This window comes from Piscirickettsia litoralis, assembly GCF_001720395.1.
Lineage (GTDB): Bacteria > Pseudomonadota > Gammaproteobacteria > Piscirickettsiales > Piscirickettsiaceae > Piscirickettsia > Piscirickettsia litoralis.
In genome coordinates, this window is record NZ_MDTU01000001.1 from 1,318,211 (window position 1) to 1,340,964 (window position 22,754).

Sequence of the window (22,754 nt, forward strand, 5' to 3'; positions counted from 1 at the left end):
TTATTGTTCATAAAAAGTGCAACCGCTCATACCACCGTCATGACGATTTCTTATGATGGAAAATGGCCGCCTTATAGCTATCAGCTAAACTCAGGCAAGACCAAAGGCATACTCGTTGATATTGTCCGTATCGCTTTATCTCAGGCTGACTTACAAAGCGAAGCCGTTAGTTTTCCAGCAGAGCAAGCCGAAGCGCTTGTCAAGGGGAAAATTATTAGTGCGCTGGCTACAGTCCCTAACCAAAAACAACGTGAAGAAATGGTCGCCTCAGACCCTATATTCACAATTCATTCAAACGCATTTGTTTTTAAAAAAAATAAAAAGCTAGCTGACCTTAAAGAAATAGCATCATTAAATAGTCTTAAAAAGTTCAAAGTGTGTGATTACAAAAATAATGCATGGGCAAGGCAACAATTTAAAATACATAAGATAAAAGCACTATTTACACAAGATCAAACCGAGTGCTTACGCCAAATTGCGCTAGGGCGTTATGATTTGACCATCAGCCCCAAAGAAATTGGCGATCAATTATTAATGGCGATGGGATTGAGAAAGCACTTTATTGCTTTGCCATACAACTATCGCTCTTTAGCTGTTGTTCTCCTTGTCGATAAACACTCTGAGCTTGCCGAAAGCCTCCCTAAATTTAATCAAGCCATTAAAGAGATGCGCAAAAATGGCACCATTAAAAAAGTAATCGACTCCTACATTCAATAGTCGTTATGCTGTAATATTAGCCCCGTTCTAGACGCTCATAGATAATTGGATTACCCTGTCTCAATTAGTAGTAATTTCGATTAAATTTATGAGATTGTTTATCTATGAATATCAACCTTAAAATCGCAGAAGAACTCAAAGTCAAAGAATGGCAAGTCACCGCAGCAATCAATTTACTCGATGAAGGTGCCACGGTCCCCTTCATTGCCCGCTACCGTAAAGAAGTCACTGGTACTCTCGATGACTCTGAGCTACGTACTTTAGAAGAGCGTTTGCGTTATCTTCGTGAGCTTGAAGAGCGCCGCGAAACTATCTTGAAAAGCATTAGCGAGCAAGAAAAACTCACTCCTGAGCTAAAAGCAAAGATTCTTGAAGCAGAGACCAAACACCAGCTTGAAGACCTTTACTTACCCTTCAAGCCCAAACGTCGCACTAAAGGCCAAATTGCAATCGAAGCCGGACTCGAGCCATTAGCTGATGCCCTCTTTAATGACCCAAGCTTACCCCCAGAAGTCGAAGCTGAAAAATATATCAATAAAGATCAGTCCATTACTGATATCAAAAAAGCATTGGAAGGCGCTCGCTATATTCTCATGGAGCGTTTTGCAGAAGATGCAACGCTTATTGAGAAAGTGCGTCAACTCTTACAAAACTCCGCTGAAATTCAATCAACAGTCATCAACGGCCAAGAAGAGGCCGGTGCTAAATTTAAAGATTATTTCGAGTTCTCAGAAAAAATTACCAAAATTCCCTCTCACCGTGCATTAGCATTATTTCGCGGGCGCAGTGAAGGGGTTTTAAATCTACAACTATTACCCGAACCTGCGCCAACAGAAACAGGATCAGCTCAAAGTGAAATACTCATTGCCGATCACTTAAACTTTAAACACCAAAGTCGCCCAGCAGACTCATGGCTACAAGAAACCATCCGCTGGACTTGGCGCATTAAACTACTCACACGCCTAGAATCAGAATTTTTTACGCTTATTCGTGAGCGCGCTGAAGAAGAAGCAATTAAAGTTTTTGCAACAAATTTAAAAGATTTGCTCCTTGCTGCTCCGGCAGGTGCTCGCCCAACTCTAGGCCTGGACCCAGGCCTGCGTACAGGCGTTAAGGTTGTTGCCGTCGATGCTATCGGCAAACTCGTCGAATATACGACTATCTTCCCTCATGCCCCCAAAAAGCAATGGGATCAATCCATTCACATCATCGCCGAACTCATCAAAAAACATAGTATTGAGCTGGTCAGCATTGGCAATGGCACCGCATCCCGCGAGACCGATCAACTTGTTTTGGCGGTTAAAAAACAATTTCCAGAACTAAAATTCACACAAATTATGGTTTCAGAAGCTGGCGCTTCGGTCTACTCAGCCTCAGAGCTTGCAGCTCAAGAGTTTCCAGAACTCGATGTCTCTTTTCGTGGCGCAGTCTCTATTGCTCGCCGCCTACAAGACCCACTTGCAGAGCTTGTAAAAATCGAACCTAAAGCCATCGGTGTCGGCCAGTACCAACATGATGTCAATCAAGTTCAACTCGCTCGCTCATTGGATGGTGTTGTCGAAGATTGTGTGAATAGCATCGGTGTTGACGTCAACATGGCTTCAGCGCCACTGCTAACTCGCATTGCCGGCTTAAATAACACGATTGCCCAAAATATTGTCAATTACCGTAATGAGCAAGGGCCTTTTAAAAACCGCACCGCTCTTAAAAAAGTCCCACGCTTAGGCGCGAAAACCTTCGAGCAGGCCGCAGGCTTCTTGCGCATCAATCATGGCGATAACCCTCTGGATGCCTCTGCTGTTCACCCTGAAACCTATGCCGTTGTAAAGGACATTGCCGCCAAGAACGACCAAAATATTGCAGGACTCATCGGTAACCATAACTTTCTTAGTCAACTCAAAGCGCATGATTACATCAATGATCAATTCGGTGAACCCACCATTAAGGATATTATCAACGAACTCGATAAACCAGGTCGCGACCCTCGCCCAGAGTTTAAAACGGCCACCTTTAAAGAGAATGTTCATGAGATCAAAGACCTCACAGAGAACATGATTTTAGAAGGTGTCGTGACGAATGTGACAAATTTTGGTGCCTTTGTCGACATCGGTGTTCATCAAGATGGCTTAGTCCATATTTCCGTACTGGCTGATCGTTTTGTCAGCGACCCCCGTGAAATTGTTAAAGCCGGCGATATTGTCAAAGTAAAAGTCGTTGATATCGATATTCCTCGTCGCCGCATCGGCCTATCGATGAGGCTCAATGACTCAGCCACTCAATCAAGTACTAGCAGCAATAAGGGGCAAAAAAGTACAGAGAGCAAAGCGAAAACTGGCCCATATCACAAACCAGTAAAACAGCAACCGGCACAAGGTGAATCTGCTATGGCAGCCGCATTTGCCAAACTCAACTTAAAAAATCGTTAAATAAACAGTACGTGCCTTGGAGTTTCAACAATCCGGGGCACATTGCAAATAGTAATGAATACGCTCCTTAATAAAATCTGGGTTCTTTTTTATAAAACTTTCAAAGGCGCTCTTAAAACGGTTTTTAGCTTCAATATCAGTTTGAAGATTCATGGCAAAATAGACTTTTCTGGAAATCAGTTTTTTAAAGACACGAAACTCGTTTAATTTAAATCCTGATTGCTTCAGCAACCAACTTCCTGCGTAAAAGCCGTAAGCAAAACCGTCGGTTCGGTTATTTTTCACCTGACTCACCATATTTTTAAAATCATAGCTGTAATGAATATTGGCAATAGGTACACCCAAACTCAACAATCGAGAAACCGAAGCATCATCTTTGATGGCGGAGTACTGATAACTATTTGCTTTATTTGGATCTAATGTGCGGCTACTTTTGATAAAAATGGCACCAGGAGAGTCAGTAATAGGCCCAACCCAATAGAAAAAAGGTTCGCGCTGGTCGACTCTTGCTGCAGAAAACACAACAGAACCCGGCATATGTAAAGCTATGTTATAGGCACGCGTCCAATTGACATGATTTATTTCATATTCACTTTGCTGATAACTTCCCTCTTTAAGCACTGCTTTCAACAAGTCGACGGACGCACCTGTCAGCTCACCTTGTTGATTTTTAAAGTTAAAGGGCGGGAAACTCTCTGTGTAAAAAGTTAATTTTTCTGCTGCAATCACAGTGACAGATATAATTGGCAATATGATAAAGCTCAAACAACTTACAAATCTCATCATCTCTAGCACACATGCAATTTTTAATTCTGGCTATTTACAGCTTAACAAAGCAATACGAGTTGCGCCTCTTCGCTAATTTTTTCAATTTATTCCTTAAAGCTGACAAATAGAGTGACTTTTGATAGAATCCGTTAGCAATTCTGTAACATTATGGGAAAACGTTGACGCTGCAAAGCAACATCACCCCATTTATAAAGTGAGCTGCAACATGATTGAATCCGTTCTCCACGGAGTCCTAGGGCTTCTTGGCTTTTGCCTACTTGCCCTTATTTTTAGTGAAAACAAACGTGCGATCAAATGGAAACCCGTCTGTTATGGATTAATCGCCCAAGTTGTTGTCGCCTTAATTCTCTTTTATATTCCACTGTTTAGCCTCTTTTTTGCCAAGATGAATGAAGTGATCATCGCCCTACAACAATCGGTGATAGAAGCCACCTCAACCGTCTTTGGCTACATAGGTGGCGGCTCTACACCCTTTGAGGTCAAGCCCGGCGGTAATACCTTTATTCTCGCGCTACAAGCACTGCCCATGGTCATTGTCATCGGTGCAATCGGTGCAATATTGACTTATTGGGGGGTGATTCCTTTTATCATTCGTCATATTTCTAAATTCTTACATCGCTTCGCCGGCATCGGCGGCGCACTTGGAACCGTACTTTCCGCCAATATATTTTTAGGCTACCCAGAAGCACAATTAACGATTCGCAGCTACCTCAAGCACTTAACACGCAGCGAAGTCTTTACCATGATGACCATGGGTCTTGCTGCCGTTGCAGGGACAGTAATGGGACTCTATGTGATCTTCTTGCAACCTATCTTTCCAAAAGGCGTGATCGGTTATGTCATCACTTCTGTCATCATGGGGATCCCCGCAGTCATCACCATCTCAAAAATCATGGTGCCTGAGACTGAAGAAACAACCACCAATCAAGCTGATTTAAAGCATGAACGTGCTTCAAGTGCGATGGATGCATTAACACAGGGAATCTTCGAGGGTGGTAAGACCTTGATGGCAATCATCATCATGATGTTAGCCGCTCTTGCACTCGTTAGCTTTATCAACCATGGCCTTGCTTTATTACCTAAAATTCACGGTCATGTAGTCAGCGTTCAACTATTATTGAGCTATATCCTAACGCCCTTTATGTGGCTAATGGGCATCCCTTGGGAACATGCTCAAATGGCAGCAGAATTGATGGCCACCAAGCTTGCAACCAATGAGCTGATTGCTTATAGCCAACTTGCAACCATGCACCACCTTGACCCTCGTATCCAGATTATGATGGTCTTTGCCATGTGTGGTTTTGCTAACTTCGGTAGTGTCGGTAGCATGCTCGGCAGTTTCACCAGCCTGATGCCAGAAAAGCGTAAAGCCATCGTTAACTTTGGCTTTAAGGCCATGCTTGCAGGAACCATCGTCACCTGCATGAATGGAACAGTTGTCGGTGCGCTATACAGTTTGGGTGTCCCCATTATTCACAGCTAATAAAAATGGCGAGTATACTCGCCATTTCTCTGCTTCAACGTGCATTTATTTCAACTTAGAAAGTCAATTACATAGCTTACTTATTATTGTCATCACTCTTTACTAATTCATGATAACGCGCCCAAAGCGTTTCCTCATTTTCAGGGTTATCCGGGTCAATAATAATACAATCCACCGGACAAACCTCAACACATTGTTGCGTTTCAAAATGCCCCAAGCAATGCGTGCACTTTGTTGGGTCTATCTCATAAATATCTTCGCCCTGATAAATCGCCTCATTTGGGCATTCAGGCTCGCAGACATCACAATTAATACATTCATCAAAAATCTTTAACGCCATGACTTTATACTACTTCTTAGCTACAGTAATCTAATTTTTCTTAGATAATAACTTTTCTGAAAACTTATGCTTTAATGCTTCAGCCACATTTGCAGGCACAAAGGCGGAAACATCCCCCCCTAAACTGGACACCTCTCGCACCAACGTCGATGAGATAAACGAATATTTCTCAGAAGGCGTTAAAAACATCGTTTCCACGTCCGGTGCGAGCTGGCGGTTCATCGCCGCAAGCTGAAATTCATACTCAAAATCAGAAACTGCGCGCAAACCTCGAATTAAGAGGTGGACTTTCTTCTTTTGCACATAATCAGCCAATAAACCTTCAAAAGCACAAATTTCAACATTTTCCAAATGTCTCAATGCGCCGGCTGCCAGATTCACCCGCTCATCAACGGTAAATAGCGGTGTCTTCGTCGGGTGTGTTACATGAGCAACAGCAACCACAACCTTTGAAAACAATCGTGCAGCACGCTCAACCAAATCCGCATGGCCGTTGGTAATTGGGTCAAACGTTCCAGGATAAATAGCCGTTACCTTCATCACACCCTCAATACTACAATAACAACAAAAAATGTGGCATTACCGCCGCGTATAAACACCGCGAAGATCATACCACATTTATCAATTATTATATCAAAGTTCAAAATAAAGCCTGAATTACATCGCTTCACTTCTCACCCTAGCTTTTATTTTAGCTTTTGGATTCAGCCAACATTTTCTCTTCAAGCAATACTGTATCTGCAGCAAAACGACGAATACCCTCAGCCAACTTCTCCTCAGCCATCGGGTTTTGGTTCATCGCCCAGCGAAAATCAGCTTCGGTGATTTTTTCAGGTTCACCATTCACTTCTTGTTGTACTAGAGCTTTTTCAAAGCCTGCTGTTTTTTTCTTGTAATTGACCTAATACTTTTGGTGGAATCGTTAAACGATCACAGCCAGAAAGCGCTAAAACCTCATCACTGCTGCGAAAGCTCGCCGCCATCACAACCGTGTTAAAATTAGCCGATTTAAAGCAATTATGGATATCACGCACTAAATCGATTCCCGGATGGCCTTCATAGGCAATGTTTTTCGCTTTATACCAATCCAGGACGCGACCAACAAAGGGGGAAATTAGATAAGCGCCGGCTTGAGCGCAAGTAATCGCCTGTTCTTTAGAAAAAATCAAGGTCATATTACAATGGATACCTTCTTGCTCTAGTACTCGAGCTGCTTCTATACCTTCCCAAGTGCTGGCAATTTTAATCAAGATACGATCTTTAGGGATACCATAATCGCTGTATAAGCCGATCAAGCGATGCGCTCGCTCGATCATCGCATCAGTATCAAACGATAAGCGCGCATCAATCTCTGTTGAGACTACACCAGGAATCAGCTGCAATAGCTCACGGCCGATGGTCACAGCTAATATATCCAAGCAAAGGCCTAAATCAAACCCTATGGGTGTTGTCGCACGATCAATCGCTTCTTTAATCAAAGGCGCATATTCTGGCTTTTCTGCAGCTTGATAAAGTAATGAAGGGTTCGTCGTCACATCTTTAGGTTGATAAGTGACAAAACTGGCGACATCTCCTGTATCTGCGACCACTTCTGAAAGCTGGCGCAGTTGCTCGAGCTGGTTAAGCTGTTGTTTTGATTCTGTGCTTTGAGCACACCCTTCGGTCATTCGATTCTCCTAACATAAAAAAACCCATTGACAATACTTCATTTCCTGTATACTACGGCATTGTAGTTTGTTGAGAGAGAAATGTAGATGTCAGATCAAAATAAAGTGCCCGCGGTTGTCATATTTCAACGTGCTTGGGGGTTATATAAACATGCCTTTACTCGGCTATTCCCAATTGCGTTCGCAACATTCGCGCTGATGGCACTTTACAAGTACACTATCATGACACAGTTCGCAAGCTCAAGTTCCGTGAAAAAAGCGATTACTGCAATCGTCATCTCGCAACTCGTATTTATCTGCATCCTTGCTTTTAGCCAAAACGCTCAGCTCTTTACATTAAAAGAGCGCTATATGAACGCTGACACGCCATTTAGTGCCATTGCTAAAAACTCAGCAGCACGCTTTATCTCTATGCTTGTGCTCACACTGATTTTATTTGTTGTCATCCAGCTTATCGCAGGTTTTGCAGCTCGCCTCGTTGCAGCCGTACTCCCCTCTGCAATAATTTTAATTTATTTACTTATTGTTCTTATCAGCGTTAGCTTTGTCTTTTTTGCGCCTTGCATTTTATTGTTTGAAAAACAAAGTATTATTAAAAGTATCCTCTTAAGTATCCAACGCTCCAAACCCATCTGGCGTAGTAATTTCTTTCTTTTACTGCCGCCCTTACTCGCTTATATGCTGTTAACGAGCATACTCACTAACATTAATCTATCGGTAGAAAGCCTCTCAGCCGCTGGCCTAGGCGTTGAGGAAGTGATTACTATTTTTGCCGATGCGGCGATCTTCCCATTTTTAATGACGTTAATCTTCACCCAATACACCCATTACTTACCCAAAACGAAGTCGACACAAGAAGAACAAAATAACAACGATGACCCACTTGCTTAACAAACTCAGCGTTAATTTAGCATAATAAAACCCTGCGAATAATTAATTTAAACAAAGGCCCTAACTTCAATGAATCAGCCTCAACAGCGTTCTAAACTAGAGCGCATACTCCCCAAAGGCAGTGGTTCGCTGTTTTTTATTCAAGTGTTTGCAACCTTGGGGTTTGCCGTTCTCTATTCAACGCTGGTCCTTTACATGACCGACAAACTTAAGTTTAGCGCTGTAGCTGCTGCCGGCATCATGGGCAGCTTTACCGCCTTTAATTATGCTCTTCACCTTTTAGGCGGCTACTGTGGTGGACGCTTACTCAGTAACCGTAATCTATTTACAATCGGCATGCTTTTACAGGTCATTGGCTGCTGGACGCTCGCCTCTGCAACAGCCAGTCACCTCTATTGGGGCCTCGCATTCTTCTTAACCGGATCTGGCTTAAATGTCACCTGCATCAATATGATGCTAACTCAACGCTATGCCCCGGAAGACAAAGCCCGTGAAAGCGCTTTTTTATGGAATTATAGCGGTATGAATATTGGCTTTATGATCGGTTTTATTGTCGCCGGCCACTTTCAGCTCACTCATGACTACCATTCACTATTTTTACTCACCAGCCTAGGTAATGCCATTACCCTGGTTATTCTCTTTTTCAATTGGCAGGGGGTTGCTGATCGCACCACTCAACTTAAAGAAGCAACACGCACAGAATTTACGCGCCGCTCGCTCGCTGGCCTTACTCTGATCATTATTCTCATCCCAATCATCAAAACCTTTTTAACTCACTCAAAGTTCAGCCACAGCCTGGTGCTCATTGTAGGTTCGATCATGGTCCTTGTGATCGCTTTCTTAGCAATACGCCAGCCTAACCTAGTTTCACGCAACAAGGTCTTTGCTTACCTCATTTTTTCTTTAGCCAGTTTAATTTTCTGGGTCCAAGCACTACTCGCCCCCATGGCATTGACTATCTTTGCTGAACACAATGTAAACCTCCATTTATTCGGCATACAAATTGCCCCTCAATGGCTACTTAATGTCAATACCGTTGTCATTATTATCGGCGGCCCATTATTAACCTTTTTGTTTAACTATCTGCGTGATAAAAACATTCATATCTCGCTTGCCACTCAATTTGCCTGCTCTTTATTACTCGCCGGTGCTGGAATTGCCCTACTGCCTATCGGCATTCATTTCGCAAGCACAAGCGGCTATGTCAGCGTTGTTTGGGTATTACTCAGTTACGGCCTACAGTCTGCTGGGGAGCTTTTTATGGGCCCGATTGGTTATGCCATGATCGGTCAACTCGCACCTAAAAACCTACAAGGCGTCATGATGGGAACCTGGATGATGGTCTCCGGTGTCGCAGGCGTTTTAGCAGCGCAGGTTTCAGCCCTTGCAGTCGGCTCACATACAAATACCACAAACCCTCTCATCACCAACCCTGACTATAGCCATACTTTCAATATGCTGGGTTGGGCATCAATTCTTATCGGTATATTGCTGCTTTTTGCTGTACCAAAAATTAAAAAATCTCACCCAAGAGCATTTGGCTTCAAAAGTCAGTTAAAGTAAGCTGTATCTCAAGCTATCCAACAATGTTTATTTCAAAAAGTAGAAAAGATAGAGATAACTATGAAAACTGCCATTGATTCTCCCATTGGCCCGCTGGCTATTACTACCGATCAAGAGGTGCTCACTGAACTGCGCTTTGCCAACCCAGCTGAGCTAAAAAAGCAAAAATAAAAACTCTATTCCAACAACCCATAAAAAGATTATTGCTGAGCTAAAACAATATTTTAAAAATTCAGATGCACAATTTTCAATTCCGCTTAAACTCGAAGGCACAGAATTTCAAAGGCGTGTCTGGCAAGCTTTGCAAGAAATTCCACGCGGACAGACTTTAACCTATGGCGAGCTGGCCAAAAAACTTCAAACAGGCCCACGTGCTATCGGTGCAGCATGCAGAACCAATCCTATTCCGGTGATTATTCCATGTCATCGCATTGTCTCTAAACAAGGCATGGGTGGTTTTCATGGCAAAACCTCAGGCAAATTTTTAACTATTAAGGAGTGGCTGCTGCAACACGAAGGTGCTTTGTAATAAAATCGACATTGATATGTCGAGCCACTTGCTCAACTGAAAAAGGCTGTAAGTATGGAATTGTTGCAACTAAAGGAATGGGTAAAAGTGCTTGAAGTGTTTTAATATTTTCAGACAAATAAAGCATATTTTGATCTAAAATATTCGCCACCCAGCCTAAACAAGGAATATTTTCATGCTTCAGTGCTTTCATGCTCAATAAAGTATGATTTAAACACCCCAAGCGTAAGCCAACGACAAAAATAACCGGCCAACCTAAAACTTTTATAACATCTAAAAAAGTTTCTTTGTCATTTAGAGGCTGCATTAAGCCACCGGCCCCTTCTAAGATAACTATATCCTTGTGATCAACCAAGCTGCTTTTAGTTGCTGCAACTAAACGCTGTACGGATAAAGATTCACCCAATTCATTAGCAGCCAGGTGAGGCGAAATAGGCGGCTCGTAACAAATCGGGTTTATTTTTTCATAAGGGATACTCCCTTGCACTAACCTCTCATACGCCTCGGCATCTTCATTCTTAAAAACACCATTGACTTCTCGCCCACCAGCGGCAATCAGCTTCAACGGCTGAACGTCGAGGCCCGCTGTAAGCAAGCGATATACTAGACCTGTGCCAAAACAAGTTTTGCCGATCTCAGTATCTGTACCAACAATAATCACCCCTTGCATGCTGTTTTCCTTATTACTTTTTCTTTCTTAAACTTTCAAGTGAAACTAAAACCTCACCCGAATTTAGCTGCTGTTTTTGCTCAGGAACCCAAGCATGACCATAAATCACCTCAAAAGTCGCTGGTAATACGCCCTCGCTATTACGATATTGCTCATAGGATTTTTTCATCAGCTCCAGTGCACTACGACTCATTAAGCCACGACGCTTATGCTGAGCATGATTATTCGCCCCAATAGTTTTTAAGTCTTTCATCAAGCCCATCACATCCGAGTAAGTCATTTGAATATATTCCATATCCATAACAGGGTCAGAAAAGCCTTGTTTTAGCAACATATCGCCAATATCATGCATATCAATAAATTCATTGACATGTGGATAATGATCTACCGCGCTAAAACTTGCTTTTAATTCTTTTAAAGTATCAGGACCAAAGCTTGTGAAAGTAAATAAACTGCCTGGTTTTAACACTCGCCAAACTTCACTGAACACTTTGGGCAAATCGCTCACCCAATGCAAACAGCTACTGCTCGTCACTAAATCTAGACTTTCACTAACAAAAGGTAATTGCTCGATATCTGCGGCTAACCAGTTATTTTTTTTAAATAATTTATCCTGAGCACGCGCTTGTTTTAACATTTTTTCAGCTAAATCAAGGCCGATCACCTGCGCTTTAGTAAAACGGGACTTCATATGGCGCGTCAGTACACCCGTTCCTGAGCCTAAATCAACGACTTTTTCAGGGCTTAAGTGAACAAAATCCAAACGTTCATCCAAACGCTTAGCAATTTCTAACTGTAAAATTGCTGCATCTTGATAGTGATTTGCCGCCTGATTAAAGGCGTTACAAATTTCCTGCTTATTAAATTGTTGCTTTATCATAACTATACATTCTCACTTGAGCCACCAGCTCATGCAGATGAGATAATAACGGTAAATGAGCCGCTCCCATTATTATCTGATAATTCAAACCTGTCTTTTGATAGTAAGACGCAGTAAATGGCGCAATCCTATCACAATCGCCATAAAGGTGCAGTTGTGGTTGTTCAAAGTCCGCTTCAACCCCTCTAAAATCAGCCGTCCTCAAAACCTCCAGGCCTTGACTTAACGCCTCAACACTCACATTATCTTGAATAAAATGCTTAGACCATAGACCAAAATCACTAGGCTTTTTGCTGCCTTGAATTTGTAAGGCGCAAAACCGTTGCTTAACTCGCCGAACATTTTCAACCAAAGCTTGTTTAAACGCTAATAATTGCTCAGGCGCTAAACCATTCCAACTATCACTTTTCACAAAACAAGGCGGACTCGCAATCGTTATCAATGCCTGCACTTTATCCGGAGCAATCATTGCCAATTGCCGTGCAATTAACCCTCCTAAAGACCAACCAATAACAAGACTACTCTCAGGAATATCATTAAATAAGCTTGTAACTACTTGCTCTATCGTTCCAAAAGAGTGGTTTTGCGCCTTGCCATAACCAGGTAAATCAATAGGATAAAAATTAAAATCAGCCGATAACTCAGCAATAAGGGGCTGCCACACCCAAGAAGATGCTCCCCAGCCATGAATTAAAACCACATTTCTTTTTTTCATCATGATTTTAACTCTTGCAAACGTGCTAAAACTTCAACTAAACCTTGAATATCGGCCTTGCGATGCGCAGCCGTGATAGTAATGCGCAAACGCGAGGCCCCTTCTGCCACCGAAGGCGGTCGCATCACGGCCACCCAAAAGCCATGCTTTTTTAATGCTTGCTGCCAGTCTAAGACTCCCTGCTCAGTCTTTAAAATAATCGCCTGAATAGGCGAACGTGAGCCTTGATGATAAATAACGCCCAATTGGTTACAGTATCGATGAAAAAGCCCGATATTCTCCTTTAATTTTCCACGCAGCTCATCACCTTGTTCCGCACGAATCAAAGCTAAACTCGCTCGAGCCGCCGCGGCAAGTGCAGGAGGCTGGGCGGTTGTATAGATTGCACTTCTTGAAAATTGCGTTAAGTAATCAATTAAATTTCTTGAACCTGCAACAACCCCTCCCATAACACCAAAGGCCTTCCCTAAACCGGCAGTTAATAAATAATCTTCTGGCATTTTTTCTAGATTCACATCACGAGCATAAGCTTGAATCAGCCCTTGGCCTTTTGATCCTATAATGCCCAGACTATGGGTTTCATCAAGCAATAAATTCAGCTGAAATTGCTTTATTATTTCAACTAGCGCATTTATCGGCACGGTATAGCCATCCATACTAAACAGTGCTTCACTCACGACCCAAAGGTGTCTTGCCTTAGCCTTTTCAAGTAAACGAGCAAGTTCTAGCATATTGTTATGAGCAAAGCGCTGAATACGTGCATGAGCCTGCAAACTACCATCTAAAAGCGATGCATGATTGTCTTTATCATGAACCACTAATTGCTTGCGTGACAATAGCGCAGTTAACGCACCAACATTTGCCAGATAACCCGACGAGTAAAGCAATACAGCATCCACCCCCAACCATTCAGCAAACTCTTCTTGTAAAGCTTCATGTTCTGGATGAAAACCACTAACTTGTGCTGATGAGCCACTACCCACGCCATATTGATTAATCGCCCGTGTTGCAGCCCGCTTAAGTGCATCATGCTGGCTTAGCCCAAGATAATCATTGCTAGCGAAATTCACATAATGCTTATTATCAATCTGGCAGCTTGCATGTTCTAATTGCACCATGCTCTGACGTACACGCAGGCGCCGTTTTTCTTTATGAACAGCCAGTTGCAAATCAAGTTCTGCATCTAAAGCCATTAGGCAGACTCTAACTCAACTTCCTTTTTGTTAATACCAAGCTTGTCGAATAAGGCATAATCTTGCTCATAATGACGAGAGGGAACCGTTAATAGCTTTTCTCCTGAGTGGATCGAATTCGCCCCGGCAAAAAACACTAGACTATGCATTTCATCGTTCATCAAATGACGGCCTGCGGTGAGTCGAATCATTGATTCAGGTAACATAATCCGTGCGACAGCTACGGTACGAATCACCTCAAAAGAGTCAATAATTTCCCTATTTTCTAGCGGTGTGCCTTTAATCGGAATTAACACATTAATCGGTACACTCTTAGGTTGCTCTGACATATTCGCAAGCTCCATCAGTAAGCTTTCACGATCATGCCGTGCTTCACCTAAACCGACAATGCCACCACTACAGACATTAATCCCAGCATTACGCACATGAGCAATCGTCTCTAAACGATCATCAAAAGTACGCGTTTTAATAATCTCGGGGTAATATTCACGTGATGTATCTAGGTTATGATTATAATAATCTAAGCCGGCATCTTTCAGTTTAGCGGCCTGATCTGCTGAAAGCATACCCAACGTCACACAGGCTTCCATGCCCAGCTCTTTAACTTCTTTGACCATATCAACTACAGCATCAAGCTGCTTCTCTGGTGGACAACGCCAACCCGCGCCCATACAAAAACGCGTCGCTCCTGCCGCTTTCGCTTTCTTTGCTTCTTCTTTTACCTTCTCAAGTGATAATAACTTTTCACGCTCCAAGCTTGTTTTATAGTGGCCACTTTGGGCACAATATTTACAATCCTCCGGGCATGCTCCTGTTTTTATGCTGAGCAACGTGCTCACTTGAACTTCATTAGGATCAAAAAACTGACGATGAACAGTATGGGCACGAAACAGCAAATCATTCAGCGGCAAATTAAACAAGCTAGCAACTTCGCTTTGTTGCCAATCGTGACGTATAGAAGACTTCATAAAACACCCCAAATTTCATCAAAAACTGTCAGGTAGACTAAAGCATGAAACCCATCAGTCAACTTTTATATTTTCAAAAAAGTTTACAACAAAGTTTCCACTATCGCGAACTTCCTCTTTCCACATCATTGTGTACTCTGCCAAATGCATACAAAATATTATGATCTGTGTAATGACTGTCTAGGCGATCTTTCTTTTATTCAAGACGCCTGTCCACGCTGTGCCTTGCCGATGATGACAGACAACGCACTCTGTGGCACCTGTCTAAACTCTCCGCCGCCCTTTCACTATTCACACAGCTTGTTAGAGTTTAACTGGCAAAGTCAATTTCTCATCCATCACCTTAAATACAAGAAAAACCCTGCTTTTGCGAAACTATTAGCCACTTTATTTATTCAACATCTCAATATAGATATCTTTCCAGATGCTTTACTTGCTGTCCCCTTACATAACAAACGCTTAAAACAGCGTGGCTTTAATCAAAGCCAACTTATTACTAATCAATTGGCAAAGCATTATCGTCTGCCTATAATCAACCAAGTGGCTCGTATAAAAAAACACAATCCCAAACAGGCCTTAACAAGAATCAACGGAAAAATAATTTAAAAGATGCCTTTCAGATCACAAAACCAATCAATAAAAATTTTACTCACATCGCCATTATTGATGATGTCATGACTACAGGGGCAACTGTTGCTGAACTCAGTCAATTATTAATGAATAGTAATAATTACATAGAAAAGATAAGTGTCTGGACATTAGCAAGAACGATACAACCCTAAACTTAAATAATACTGTTAATTACCTACTTAATCTAGAATCACAAGTGTCTTGCGACGCTCTAAGATACTCAATGCCAATGCCGCACTAAATAATGACAGGAATTAACATATTTAAAATATGCTAAACGCATGATGATCAAAAAATCTTATAACAATAAGTCATTTATATTAATTTTATATTTAAACTTTAAACTGGCTATCTTCTAATTCGCATGGTTAATATCAACTTCACCACGCGACATTATTTCCTCTCCCTCACAACGGTAAGGGTAAGCGTAAGGGTCATAACCGCCTTCACATATCGTATCGCCACCAGATCGAGTCATTGTCAGTTTATCTGTCATCTGAGAGTCCTGGCATTCATCAGCAGTTGAAAATATACTCTCATCACCCATTGCCTGAACACAACGCTGAACATAAATATAAGGAGCAACAACAACAGCAGCCTTTATCCTATAGTGATGGTGAGATGCCCAAAAGCACTTCCAGCCACTTCCCTTATCCGCTTGGCCATAGGTCGCAGACTGATGTGGGCCGAGAATAATCGGAGTTCTTGAACTCTTTGGGTAGTACATACAATAATCATCATCAAAACTAATTTTAATAGGAAGGTTAGTGTTGTTTTTAATGGTCAATGTGATCGAAGCAATCGACAAATGCCCCCACGCAATTAAAATCAAAGAAAATAAAATATTTCTCACCACGATTCTAAAACCTTTAAATGCAAAAAAAATTTAAAACTTATAAAATAAAATAGCTGCTACTTATCAGTAGAAAACAAACTAAAAATAAAATTTAATTTCAATTAAAACATTAATAAAAATTAACATCGAAAATTTTTAAGTCAAAAACAAACAGCTGGAAGTATTATAAATCACAACTGCAACACTTTCAATTGCAACCCAAGCCCAAATTTATATTGTGACACATTAGATTAGCCAGAATATGACTCTGCCAAATATATCAATCGCTTGGCTAAAGCAGTAATAATAGCGTTAGTACAATCACAGGTCCCAAAACAACACCAATCGCACGCCACAACGCTGAATTATAACCAAGCTTAGACGCAATGAAATGAGCAATCAGCCCTGAAACAATAGCACTTATAATAGCAACAGGTAACACACGCCCATCCTTCTACTTTCTTTTTTCCAGCCTTTGAATACGATGTTACCTTGCTCCTTACCAGACTGCAATTCAGTTAATGTCTAAATATTTCTCGAGAGAGTATTAATATTAACCCTAACACCTGCAGCAATAAAGCAACCTTCTTCCAGCGTGACTGGCTCATTTGCAAGGCAACGATCTCTTTTTCTAGATTAACACGCTGTAAATAACGATCATTGATAAAGTCTAAACTCGACTCACGATACTCACCCAGTACTTTCTTTAGTAACTGGTTATATTGACTCATCGTTTGTGTTTGTGGCAGCTGCCCTTTAAATCTTAAATCTTCAATCAGTTGTTTCAAGTATTCTTTTAGTCCAAGGTTTGGCCGCTCCACCCCTGAGAGCAAGATCACCAGTTCAGAAAGCAGAGCGCGCTGAGCCTGTGCTTGACTATTCAGCCACTTTTGCTCAATGACATAATTTAATTCTGTGACTTTGCCACGCTTTTGCGCAAGCTCTTGATCCATATTCACCACGACAAACTGCTCTAATAAAATAGAGACCAATGTCATCATTAATCCCAATAAAATCAACCAACGAGTATAGTGAGCCGTCCCTATGATCACTTGATTAACACACTTATTATTCATCTTTATGATTAATATAAAGCATAGTCATTAAACCAAGACTTGGCAGCGTCTACAATAGCCTCTAAACTAAACAAAATTTATAGATGAGGTCTTCCATGCAACACAGCTTTAAAAACGCCCATGTCCTTATTATCGGCGACGTTATGCTTGATCGTTACTGGTCAGGCCATACCTCAAGAATCTCTCCTGAAGCCCCAGTCCCTGTGGTCCGTATCAATGACTTTGAAGAGCGTGCTGGTGGCTCAGGCAACGTTGCATTAAACATTACCTCGCTGGGTGCACGTGCTTCTTTAATCGCTTTCACCGGCCAAGATGATAATGCTCGCAGCCTAGAAAAACTTCTTTCTGAGCAAGGTGTTAACTGTCTATTTCAAAAAGTAGCTGTGCCAACCATTACTAAATTACGTGTATTAAGCCAACATCAACAGCTCATTCGCCTTGATTTCGAAGATCAATTCAATGATATCCCAAACGATGAAGCAATTTCTAATTTCGATATTCAGCTGGGTGATTGCAATGCGGTCATCTTCTCAGACTACGGCAAGGGCACTCTTGCTGATATTCAGACCCTAATCAAAAAAGCCAAAAAAGCCGAAAAAACCGATTTTAATCGACCCGAAAGGCTCAAGCTTCGATCGCTATAAGCATGCGACCATCATCACACCTAACTTTAAAGAGTTTACCACTGTTGTCGGTAACGTGAGCTCTGATGAAGAACTTGTTGAAAAAGCACACTCATTAATTCACCGCCTGGACCTTGAAGCCTTACTCATCACCCGAGGTGAAGCTGGCATGAGCCTCATCGAAAAGCAAGGCCGCACCACCCATATTCCAACGCAAGCTCAAGAAGTCTTTGATGTCACAGGCGCTGGCGATACCGTGATCGCATCCTTAGGTCTCGCCCTTGCTACCGGCTATGACCTACGCACCGCCATGAACATTGCCAACGCAGCCGCCGGTGTTGTCGTTGGCAAGTTAGGCACATCTACAGTATCTCTAAAAGAACTAGAACATGCACTCCATGATCACAGTATTCCGCCACTAATCACAGGCATTGTCAGTGAAGAAGAGTTACTCTCAGCAATTAAAACAGCTCACTACCAAGGTGAAAACATAGTCATGACCAACGGCTGCTTCGATATTCTTCATGCGGGACATATTGATTACCTACAAAAAGCCCGCGCAAAGGGGGATCGTTTAATTGTTGCCATCAATGATGACGCGTCGATTCAACGCCTAAAAGGTGAAAGTCGTCCCATTGTTCCACTCGCCCAACGCATGCAATTACTCAATGCTCTCGAATGCGTTGATTGGGTTGTTCCCTTTAGTGAAGATACCCCAGAGCGCTTAATCAGCGCTATCTTACCCGATACTCTGATCAAAGGTAGTGACTACAAGGTGCATGAGATTGCTGGCAGCAAGCAAGTGTTAGAAAACGGCGGCGATGTCATCACTATTGATTTGGTCCCAGGCTGTTCAACATCGGCCATCGTTAAGAAGATCCAACAGCAAACAAGTTAATTTTCAGTCAGAGCGCCAAAGATTTGGGGCTCGACTTCTAGCTGAACACCAAATTTCTCCCACACATCACTCTGAACACATTGAGCTAACTCTAGAACCTCATCTCCTGAGGCTCCACCATGATTGACTAACACCAACGCCTGCTTCTCATACATGCCCACCGCGCCCAATGCTTTACCTCGCCAACCCGCCTGCTCAATCAGCCAAGCTGCGGGCACCTTCACTTGATCAGCAACACCCGCTGCGAAGCTCGGCAAATCAGAATATAACGACTTCAACTCGCTAAACAAAGCTTGATTGATGCAGGGGTTTTTAAAAAAGCTGCCGGCATTTGGTAACAGCTCAGGATCTGGCAACTTGGAGCGCCTTAGCTCACAAACAACGTTGCGAATACGATCAGCGCTTAAGGGTTGGTCAATCATGGCTGAGTTTAAGGCTTGGTATTGTAATTGCGGCCGCCAAGCACAAGGCAACTTTAAAACGACTTTTAAAATAATATAGCGTCCAGGCTCCTCTTTAAAAATACTATGACGATAAGAAAAACAACAATCATTCGCATCGAGATGACAAAATCGTTGCAGCTCTCTATCCCAAGCCAGTAAGCTGGAAAAATAATCTTTTAATTCAATTCCATATGCCCCAATATTCTGCACAGGGGCAGCTCCTACGGTTCCTGGAATTAAGGATAAATTTTCAAGTCCAGGATAACCTTTAATTAAAGTTTCTTGAACTAATTTATCCCAAATCACACCCGCCTCTGCATGAATATACACCGCCTCATCATCCACACGATAATAGATATTATTTAATTCCAAATGAATGATGACGCCATTATAATCTTTTGAAAAGACAACATTGCTCCCTGACCCCAAAACTAACCAGGGCAAAGTATTTAAACGATAATGCCGGCTCAACTCAACAAGCTCATCCATCGCATTAATTGTAATAAAATAACGTGCAACTGCAGGTAAAGCCAGTGAGTTATAAGCTTGTAAAGAAAAATTTTCAATAATATTCACAGGGACTTCCACAATATAATTTGTTTAAGATTAACATAATTATCATAAATGAAAGCGGTAAAAAATAAAAATTGACTCGAATAAGGCTGCCTTAATAATCAGCTCATACACTTGAGTTTAATATTTTGGTACTTTCACGAAGAAGTTAATTTTATGCCTATTAACCAACAGACATGGACTATCCAGACGTCTGCATTTAGACTGCAATCCTCACTTTATTCTATAAAAAATAAAGCAAATAAGCGCCGGCATTACAATCAAGAACAGGTCTCAAGCACTGGACTTTACCAGGTTAAGCTCACAGGCGAAGAGTTGTTGCAATATGACCTTGCTGTATTATATAGCATTATTCATAAAGGCCAACAAACTGATTTAACAACACAAAAAGTCGATATTAATATTGCACAAATCCTCCAGGCATTACAATCCTCTGATGGTTCATCGCAGCGCCGTGCCATTTATAGGTCAATAGAGCGCAACGCACAAACAGAACTATTCATTCAAGGTCCTGAAAAAAACTATAAATTTAAGCAGATCGAACACTTTAATTTTAATAATATCACCAAAAATTATGAGATTACCTTAGCAAGTGAGCTCTTTGAACTTGAACAAGAATGTCCTTGCCAAATTGATATTTTTACTCGCAATCAACTTGCACAAGGACTCACCAGCTGGCTTTATGGATTTATTATTAGCTCTCCTCAAGTAGCATTGAGCCTTTCTATGGATCAACTGCGTATATTGTGTGGTGCTGAAATTAAAAACCATTATGCATTTAAAAGCTGCGTCGCACGCTCCATCGATGCGTTGCAGAAAATCAACCTCATCGAGCCTAACTGGTCCATTGACCAGCAAAACATCTTAAAACTCACAAAAAAACAAACTTCAAACCTAAAACAAATCGCTTAAAGTTAAAACTATCTAAGATAGTTTTAACAAAGGCAATAAACTCGAAAGCACAAAAGGAATATAAAAAAGCGCAATTATCGTACTAAGCACCACAACCATTGCCGCTTTATCAGGCACAACACGAAAGCGCACGGCTAATGCCACAGTATTTGCAGCCAATGGAACCAGTGAAATTAATAATAAAATATGCTCACTTTCCTCAGAAAGCAAATTAAATTCATAGCGATTTAAAAGCACAATAACACCTGAAACAATTGGCCAAAATATAAATTTTGAAAATAAAAGTACACTTGCCAATTTGATATCAAAGCTGGAACGACTCATATGCGCCATACCAAAACCAACCATCAGCATACCTAATACACTATAAGCACCGACAAATAAATCAGCAACATGCTCAGCACTTAAAGATAACGGCACCTTGAGACTATTAAATACCAAGCCCAGGGCAAACGTATAAATAACAGGCATTTTGAGCATTGTCTTAAGACTATCCATCACACTGTAATGGCCTCGCGCCATTAAAAAAACGCCAATTGTCATCTCAAAGAGCAAAAATCCAAAATTACCAACAACAGCTAATCCCAAAGCACTCGTACCAAAGACAGCAGTCACGACCGGCAGGCCAAAATAACCACTATTCGCACAGCCCGCAGCAAGTGCAACTAAATTACGGCGAATATCTTGCCAAAGAAAACTCGCCAAAAAATAAAAAACAACAGAAGATATCACACAAATAAAAAAAATCACAAAGGGTAAGGCTAAATTACCAACACTTAACTGCACACGGTATGCACCAATGAACACAACAACAGGATTAACAATATAGATTAATAAATTAGCAACACTTTCCTTAGTAACATCCAAATGCCTAGATGCTAAAAACCCTAAAATAATAATAAAATAAAGTGGTATTATTTTAATTAATAGCAAAGTAAAAATAACTCACTCCTTAATGACAAGAAAATCAAATATTAACGCCCACCTGTAACATCAATAAAACTCCCTGTACTGTAGGATGCTTGATCAGATAATAGCCACAAAATAGCATCCGCTACCTCTTCAGCTGTCCCACCGCGTTGCATCGGCACCTGGCTTTTTAGCTTACTTACACGATTAGAATCTCCAGACTGTTCATGAATATTCGTATCAATAACCCCCGGACGCACCGCATTCACACGAATACCATTTGCCACAACTTCTTTAGCGAGTCCAATAGTCATCGTATCAATCGCTCCTTTAGAAGCCGCATAGTCAACATACTCGTGCGCAGAACCTAAACGGGCTGCCGCTGATGAAACATTAACAATTGCACCACCTTGCCCGCCATTCGCTATCGACATCCGCCTAATCGCTTCACGTGCACATAGAAAATAACTAGTGATATTCGTTGTTAGAATCCGATTAATCCGTGTAGCACTCATTTTCTCAACAGGCATCATCTGATCTAACACACCGGCATTATTAACTAAAGCATCAACCTTACCCAAGCTTTTATCAACCTCAGCAAATAAACGCACCACATCATTCTCATCACTGACATCAGCTCGCACAGCAAGCGCAGAGCGCCCCATTTTTTGAATTTTATCAACAACCTCAAAAGCAGCTTGCTCATTACTTAAGTAATTAACACAGATATCATATCCTACTGCTGCCGCTTTTAGCGCTGTTGCCGCACCGATGCCTTGGCTGCTGCCCGTGATAACCATCACTTTTGTCATTTCAGTTCTCCAAAGATTATGTATTTATAACACACCTATTTCTAGAGCGTTATAGACCCTGATCATAACGAATTTCGTTAATATTGTCACCGATGATTATCCATACTTTTTCAATGCTCTTTTATTTTAAAGAAATAAAATTTTTTAGCTGCCAGTTAATAATATCGCGAAATATACAGTCAATAATTATTATAGAAATAAACAGACAATTC

26 protein-coding genes are annotated in these 22,754 nt (G+C 41.5%); 10 read left to right on the forward strand and 16 right to left on the reverse strand.

Features of this window, described 5'->3' with window-relative positions; all coding sequences use genetic code 11:
* The coding region (locus tag BGC07_RS06335) for a substrate-binding periplasmic protein (RefSeq protein WP_069312412.1) at positions 1–717 on the forward strand (717 nt) is incomplete at its 5' end.
* 104 nt (positions 718–821) lie between these two features.
* Complete coding sequence (locus BGC07_RS06340) at positions 822–3,143, forward strand: Tex family protein (protein ID WP_069312413.1); 2,322 nt, start codon at positions 822–824, stop codon at positions 3,141–3,143.
* 24 nt (positions 3,144–3,167) lie between these two features.
* On the opposite strand, the gene BGC07_RS06345 is transcribed toward BGC07_RS06340, so the two are convergent.
* Positions 3,168–3,893: a substrate-binding periplasmic protein gene (locus BGC07_RS06345; RefSeq protein WP_158006883.1), complete on the reverse strand. Its 726-nt coding sequence runs from the start codon at positions 3,891–3,893 to the stop codon at positions 3,168–3,170.
* Positions 3,894–4,047: 154 nt separating this feature from the next.
* Here BGC07_RS06345 and BGC07_RS06350 point away from each other — a divergent pair, with 154 nt between their 5' ends.
* Positions 4,048–5,415 (forward strand): NupC/NupG family nucleoside CNT transporter, encoded by a 1,368-nt coding sequence (locus tag BGC07_RS06350; RefSeq protein WP_235602989.1) that lies wholly within the window; start codon positions 4,048–4,050, stop codon positions 5,413–5,415.
* Between the two features lie 76 nt (positions 5,416–5,491).
* Here BGC07_RS06350 and BGC07_RS06355 read toward each other — a convergent pair whose 3' ends face one another.
* From BGC07_RS06355 to BGC07_RS06365, 4 genes are all read right to left on the reverse strand, one after another.
* On the reverse strand, positions 5,492–5,755 hold the full coding sequence (locus BGC07_RS06355) for a YfhL family 4Fe-4S dicluster ferredoxin (RefSeq protein ID WP_069312416.1): 264 nt from the start codon (positions 5,753–5,755) through the stop codon (positions 5,492–5,494).
* A gap of 30 nt (positions 5,756–5,785) precedes the next feature.
* Positions 5,786–6,295 (reverse strand): pantetheine-phosphate adenylyltransferase, encoded by a 510-nt coding sequence (coaD, locus tag BGC07_RS06360; RefSeq protein ID WP_069312417.1) that lies wholly within the window; start codon positions 6,293–6,295, stop codon positions 5,786–5,788.
* Between the two features lie 151 nt (positions 6,296–6,446).
* Positions 6,447–6,602, reverse strand: a complete 156-nt coding sequence (locus BGC07_RS23840) for a transaldolase family protein (protein WP_268801623.1) — start codon at positions 6,600–6,602, stop codon at positions 6,447–6,449.
* Positions 6,603–6,624: 22 nt separating this feature from the next.
* Positions 6,625–7,422 (reverse strand): transaldolase family protein, encoded by a 798-nt coding sequence (locus BGC07_RS06365; RefSeq protein ID WP_268801624.1) that lies wholly within the window; start codon positions 7,420–7,422, stop codon positions 6,625–6,627.
* Positions 7,423–7,509: 87 nt separating this feature from the next.
* Here BGC07_RS06365 and BGC07_RS06370 point away from each other — a divergent pair, with 87 nt between their 5' ends.
* From BGC07_RS06370 to BGC07_RS21960, 3 genes are all read left to right on the forward strand, one after another.
* Entirely contained in the window at positions 7,510–8,313 is an 804-nt protein-coding gene (locus BGC07_RS06370; protein WP_069312418.1) for a hypothetical protein, read from the forward strand.
* A gap of 69 nt (positions 8,314–8,382) precedes the next feature.
* Positions 8,383–9,876 (forward strand): peptide MFS transporter, encoded by a 1,494-nt coding sequence (locus BGC07_RS06375; RefSeq protein WP_069312419.1) that lies wholly within the window; start codon positions 8,383–8,385, stop codon positions 9,874–9,876.
* A 301-nt stretch (positions 9,877–10,177) separates the two neighbouring features.
* Complete coding sequence (locus BGC07_RS21960) at positions 10,178–10,405, forward strand: methylated-DNA--[protein]-cysteine S-methyltransferase (protein ID WP_235602990.1); 228 nt, start codon at positions 10,178–10,180, stop codon at positions 10,403–10,405.
* Here the strand turns inward: BGC07_RS21960 and bioD are convergent.
* The 5 genes from bioD to bioB are packed head-to-tail and all read right to left on the reverse strand — an operon-like array spanning position 10,368 to position 14,831.
* Positions 10,368–11,075 carry a dethiobiotin synthase gene (bioD, locus tag BGC07_RS06385; protein WP_069312420.1) on the reverse strand — a complete coding sequence of 236 codons (708 nt, stop codon included), beginning with the start codon at positions 11,073–11,075 and terminating at the stop codon, positions 10,368–10,370. The genes BGC07_RS21960 and bioD overlap by 38 nt on opposite strands.
* 13 nt (positions 11,076–11,088) lie before the next feature.
* Entirely contained in the window at positions 11,089–11,955 is an 867-nt protein-coding gene (bioC, locus tag BGC07_RS06390; protein WP_069312421.1) for a malonyl-ACP O-methyltransferase BioC, read from the reverse strand.
* Positions 11,936–12,673: an alpha/beta fold hydrolase gene (locus BGC07_RS06395; RefSeq protein WP_235602991.1), complete on the reverse strand. Its 738-nt coding sequence runs from the start codon at positions 12,671–12,673 to the stop codon at positions 11,936–11,938. The genes bioC and BGC07_RS06395 overlap by 20 nt, the downstream gene beginning before the upstream one ends.
* The gene (locus tag BGC07_RS06400; RefSeq protein WP_069312422.1) at positions 12,670–13,863 is read right to left on the reverse strand and encodes an aminotransferase class I/II-fold pyridoxal phosphate-dependent enzyme; all 1,194 of its coding nucleotides are present in this window, start codon (positions 13,861–13,863) and stop codon (positions 12,670–12,672) included. The genes BGC07_RS06395 and BGC07_RS06400 overlap by 4 nt, the downstream gene beginning before the upstream one ends.
* Positions 13,863–14,831, reverse strand: coding sequence for a biotin synthase BioB (gene bioB / locus BGC07_RS06405; RefSeq protein WP_069312423.1), 969 nt, complete (start codon positions 14,829–14,831; stop codon positions 13,863–13,865). Before bioB ends, BGC07_RS06400 begins: the two co-directional genes overlap by 1 nt.
* A 144-nt stretch (positions 14,832–14,975) precedes the next feature.
* On the opposite strand from bioB, the gene BGC07_RS21965 reads away from it, so the two are divergent.
* Positions 14,976–15,437, forward strand: a complete 462-nt coding sequence (locus tag BGC07_RS21965; RefSeq protein WP_235602992.1) for a ComF family protein — start codon at positions 14,976–14,978, stop codon at positions 15,435–15,437.
* A gap of 379 nt (positions 15,438–15,816) precedes the next feature.
* Here the strand turns inward: BGC07_RS21965 and BGC07_RS06415 are convergent, their stop codons facing one another.
* The 3 genes from BGC07_RS06415 to BGC07_RS06425 form a co-directional block, all read right to left on the reverse strand.
* Positions 15,817–16,317 (reverse strand): hypothetical protein, encoded by a 501-nt coding sequence (locus BGC07_RS06415; protein WP_069312424.1) that lies wholly within the window; start codon positions 16,315–16,317, stop codon positions 15,817–15,819.
* A gap of 271 nt (positions 16,318–16,588) precedes the next feature.
* Entirely contained in the window at positions 16,589–16,738 is a 150-nt protein-coding gene (locus tag BGC07_RS06420; RefSeq protein ID WP_235602993.1) for a hypothetical protein, read from the reverse strand.
* 76 nt (positions 16,739–16,814) lie between these two features.
* The gene (locus BGC07_RS06425; RefSeq protein WP_235602994.1) at positions 16,815–17,372 is read right to left on the reverse strand and encodes a hypothetical protein; all 558 of its coding nucleotides are present in this window, start codon (positions 17,370–17,372) and stop codon (positions 16,815–16,817) included.
* 95 nt (positions 17,373–17,467) lie between these two features.
* Between BGC07_RS06425 and BGC07_RS23845 the strand changes: the two genes are divergently transcribed.
* Positions 17,468–18,016 (forward strand): PfkB family carbohydrate kinase, encoded by a 549-nt coding sequence (locus BGC07_RS23845; protein ID WP_394332110.1) that lies wholly within the window; start codon positions 17,468–17,470, stop codon positions 18,014–18,016.
* 13 nt (positions 18,017–18,029) lie between these two features.
* On the forward strand, positions 18,030–18,893 hold the full coding sequence (rfaE2, locus tag BGC07_RS23850; RefSeq protein ID WP_394332131.1) for a D-glycero-beta-D-manno-heptose 1-phosphate adenylyltransferase: 864 nt from the start codon (positions 18,030–18,032) through the stop codon (positions 18,891–18,893).
* On the opposite strand, the gene murB is transcribed toward rfaE2, so the two are convergent.
* Positions 18,890–19,912, reverse strand: coding sequence for a UDP-N-acetylmuramate dehydrogenase (gene murB / locus BGC07_RS06435; RefSeq protein WP_158006884.1), 1,023 nt, complete (start codon positions 19,910–19,912; stop codon positions 18,890–18,892). The two genes, rfaE2 and murB, sit on opposite strands and share 4 nt — an antisense overlap.
* A gap of 153 nt (positions 19,913–20,065) precedes the next feature.
* Between murB and BGC07_RS06440 the strand changes: the two genes are divergently transcribed.
* Entirely contained in the window at positions 20,066–20,821 is a 756-nt protein-coding gene (locus tag BGC07_RS06440; protein ID WP_069312426.1) for a hypothetical protein, read from the forward strand.
* 12 nt (positions 20,822–20,833) lie between these two features.
* Here the strand turns inward: BGC07_RS06440 and BGC07_RS06445 are convergent, their stop codons facing one another.
* On the reverse strand, positions 20,834–21,688 hold the full coding sequence (locus tag BGC07_RS06445) for an AEC family transporter (RefSeq protein ID WP_235602995.1): 855 nt from the start codon (positions 21,686–21,688) through the stop codon (positions 20,834–20,836).
* Between the two features lie 107 nt (positions 21,689–21,795).
* Positions 21,796–22,542, reverse strand: coding sequence for an SDR family oxidoreductase (locus tag BGC07_RS06450; protein WP_069312427.1), 747 nt, complete (start codon positions 22,540–22,542; stop codon positions 21,796–21,798).
* Positions 22,543–22,754: the final 212 nt, after the last annotated feature.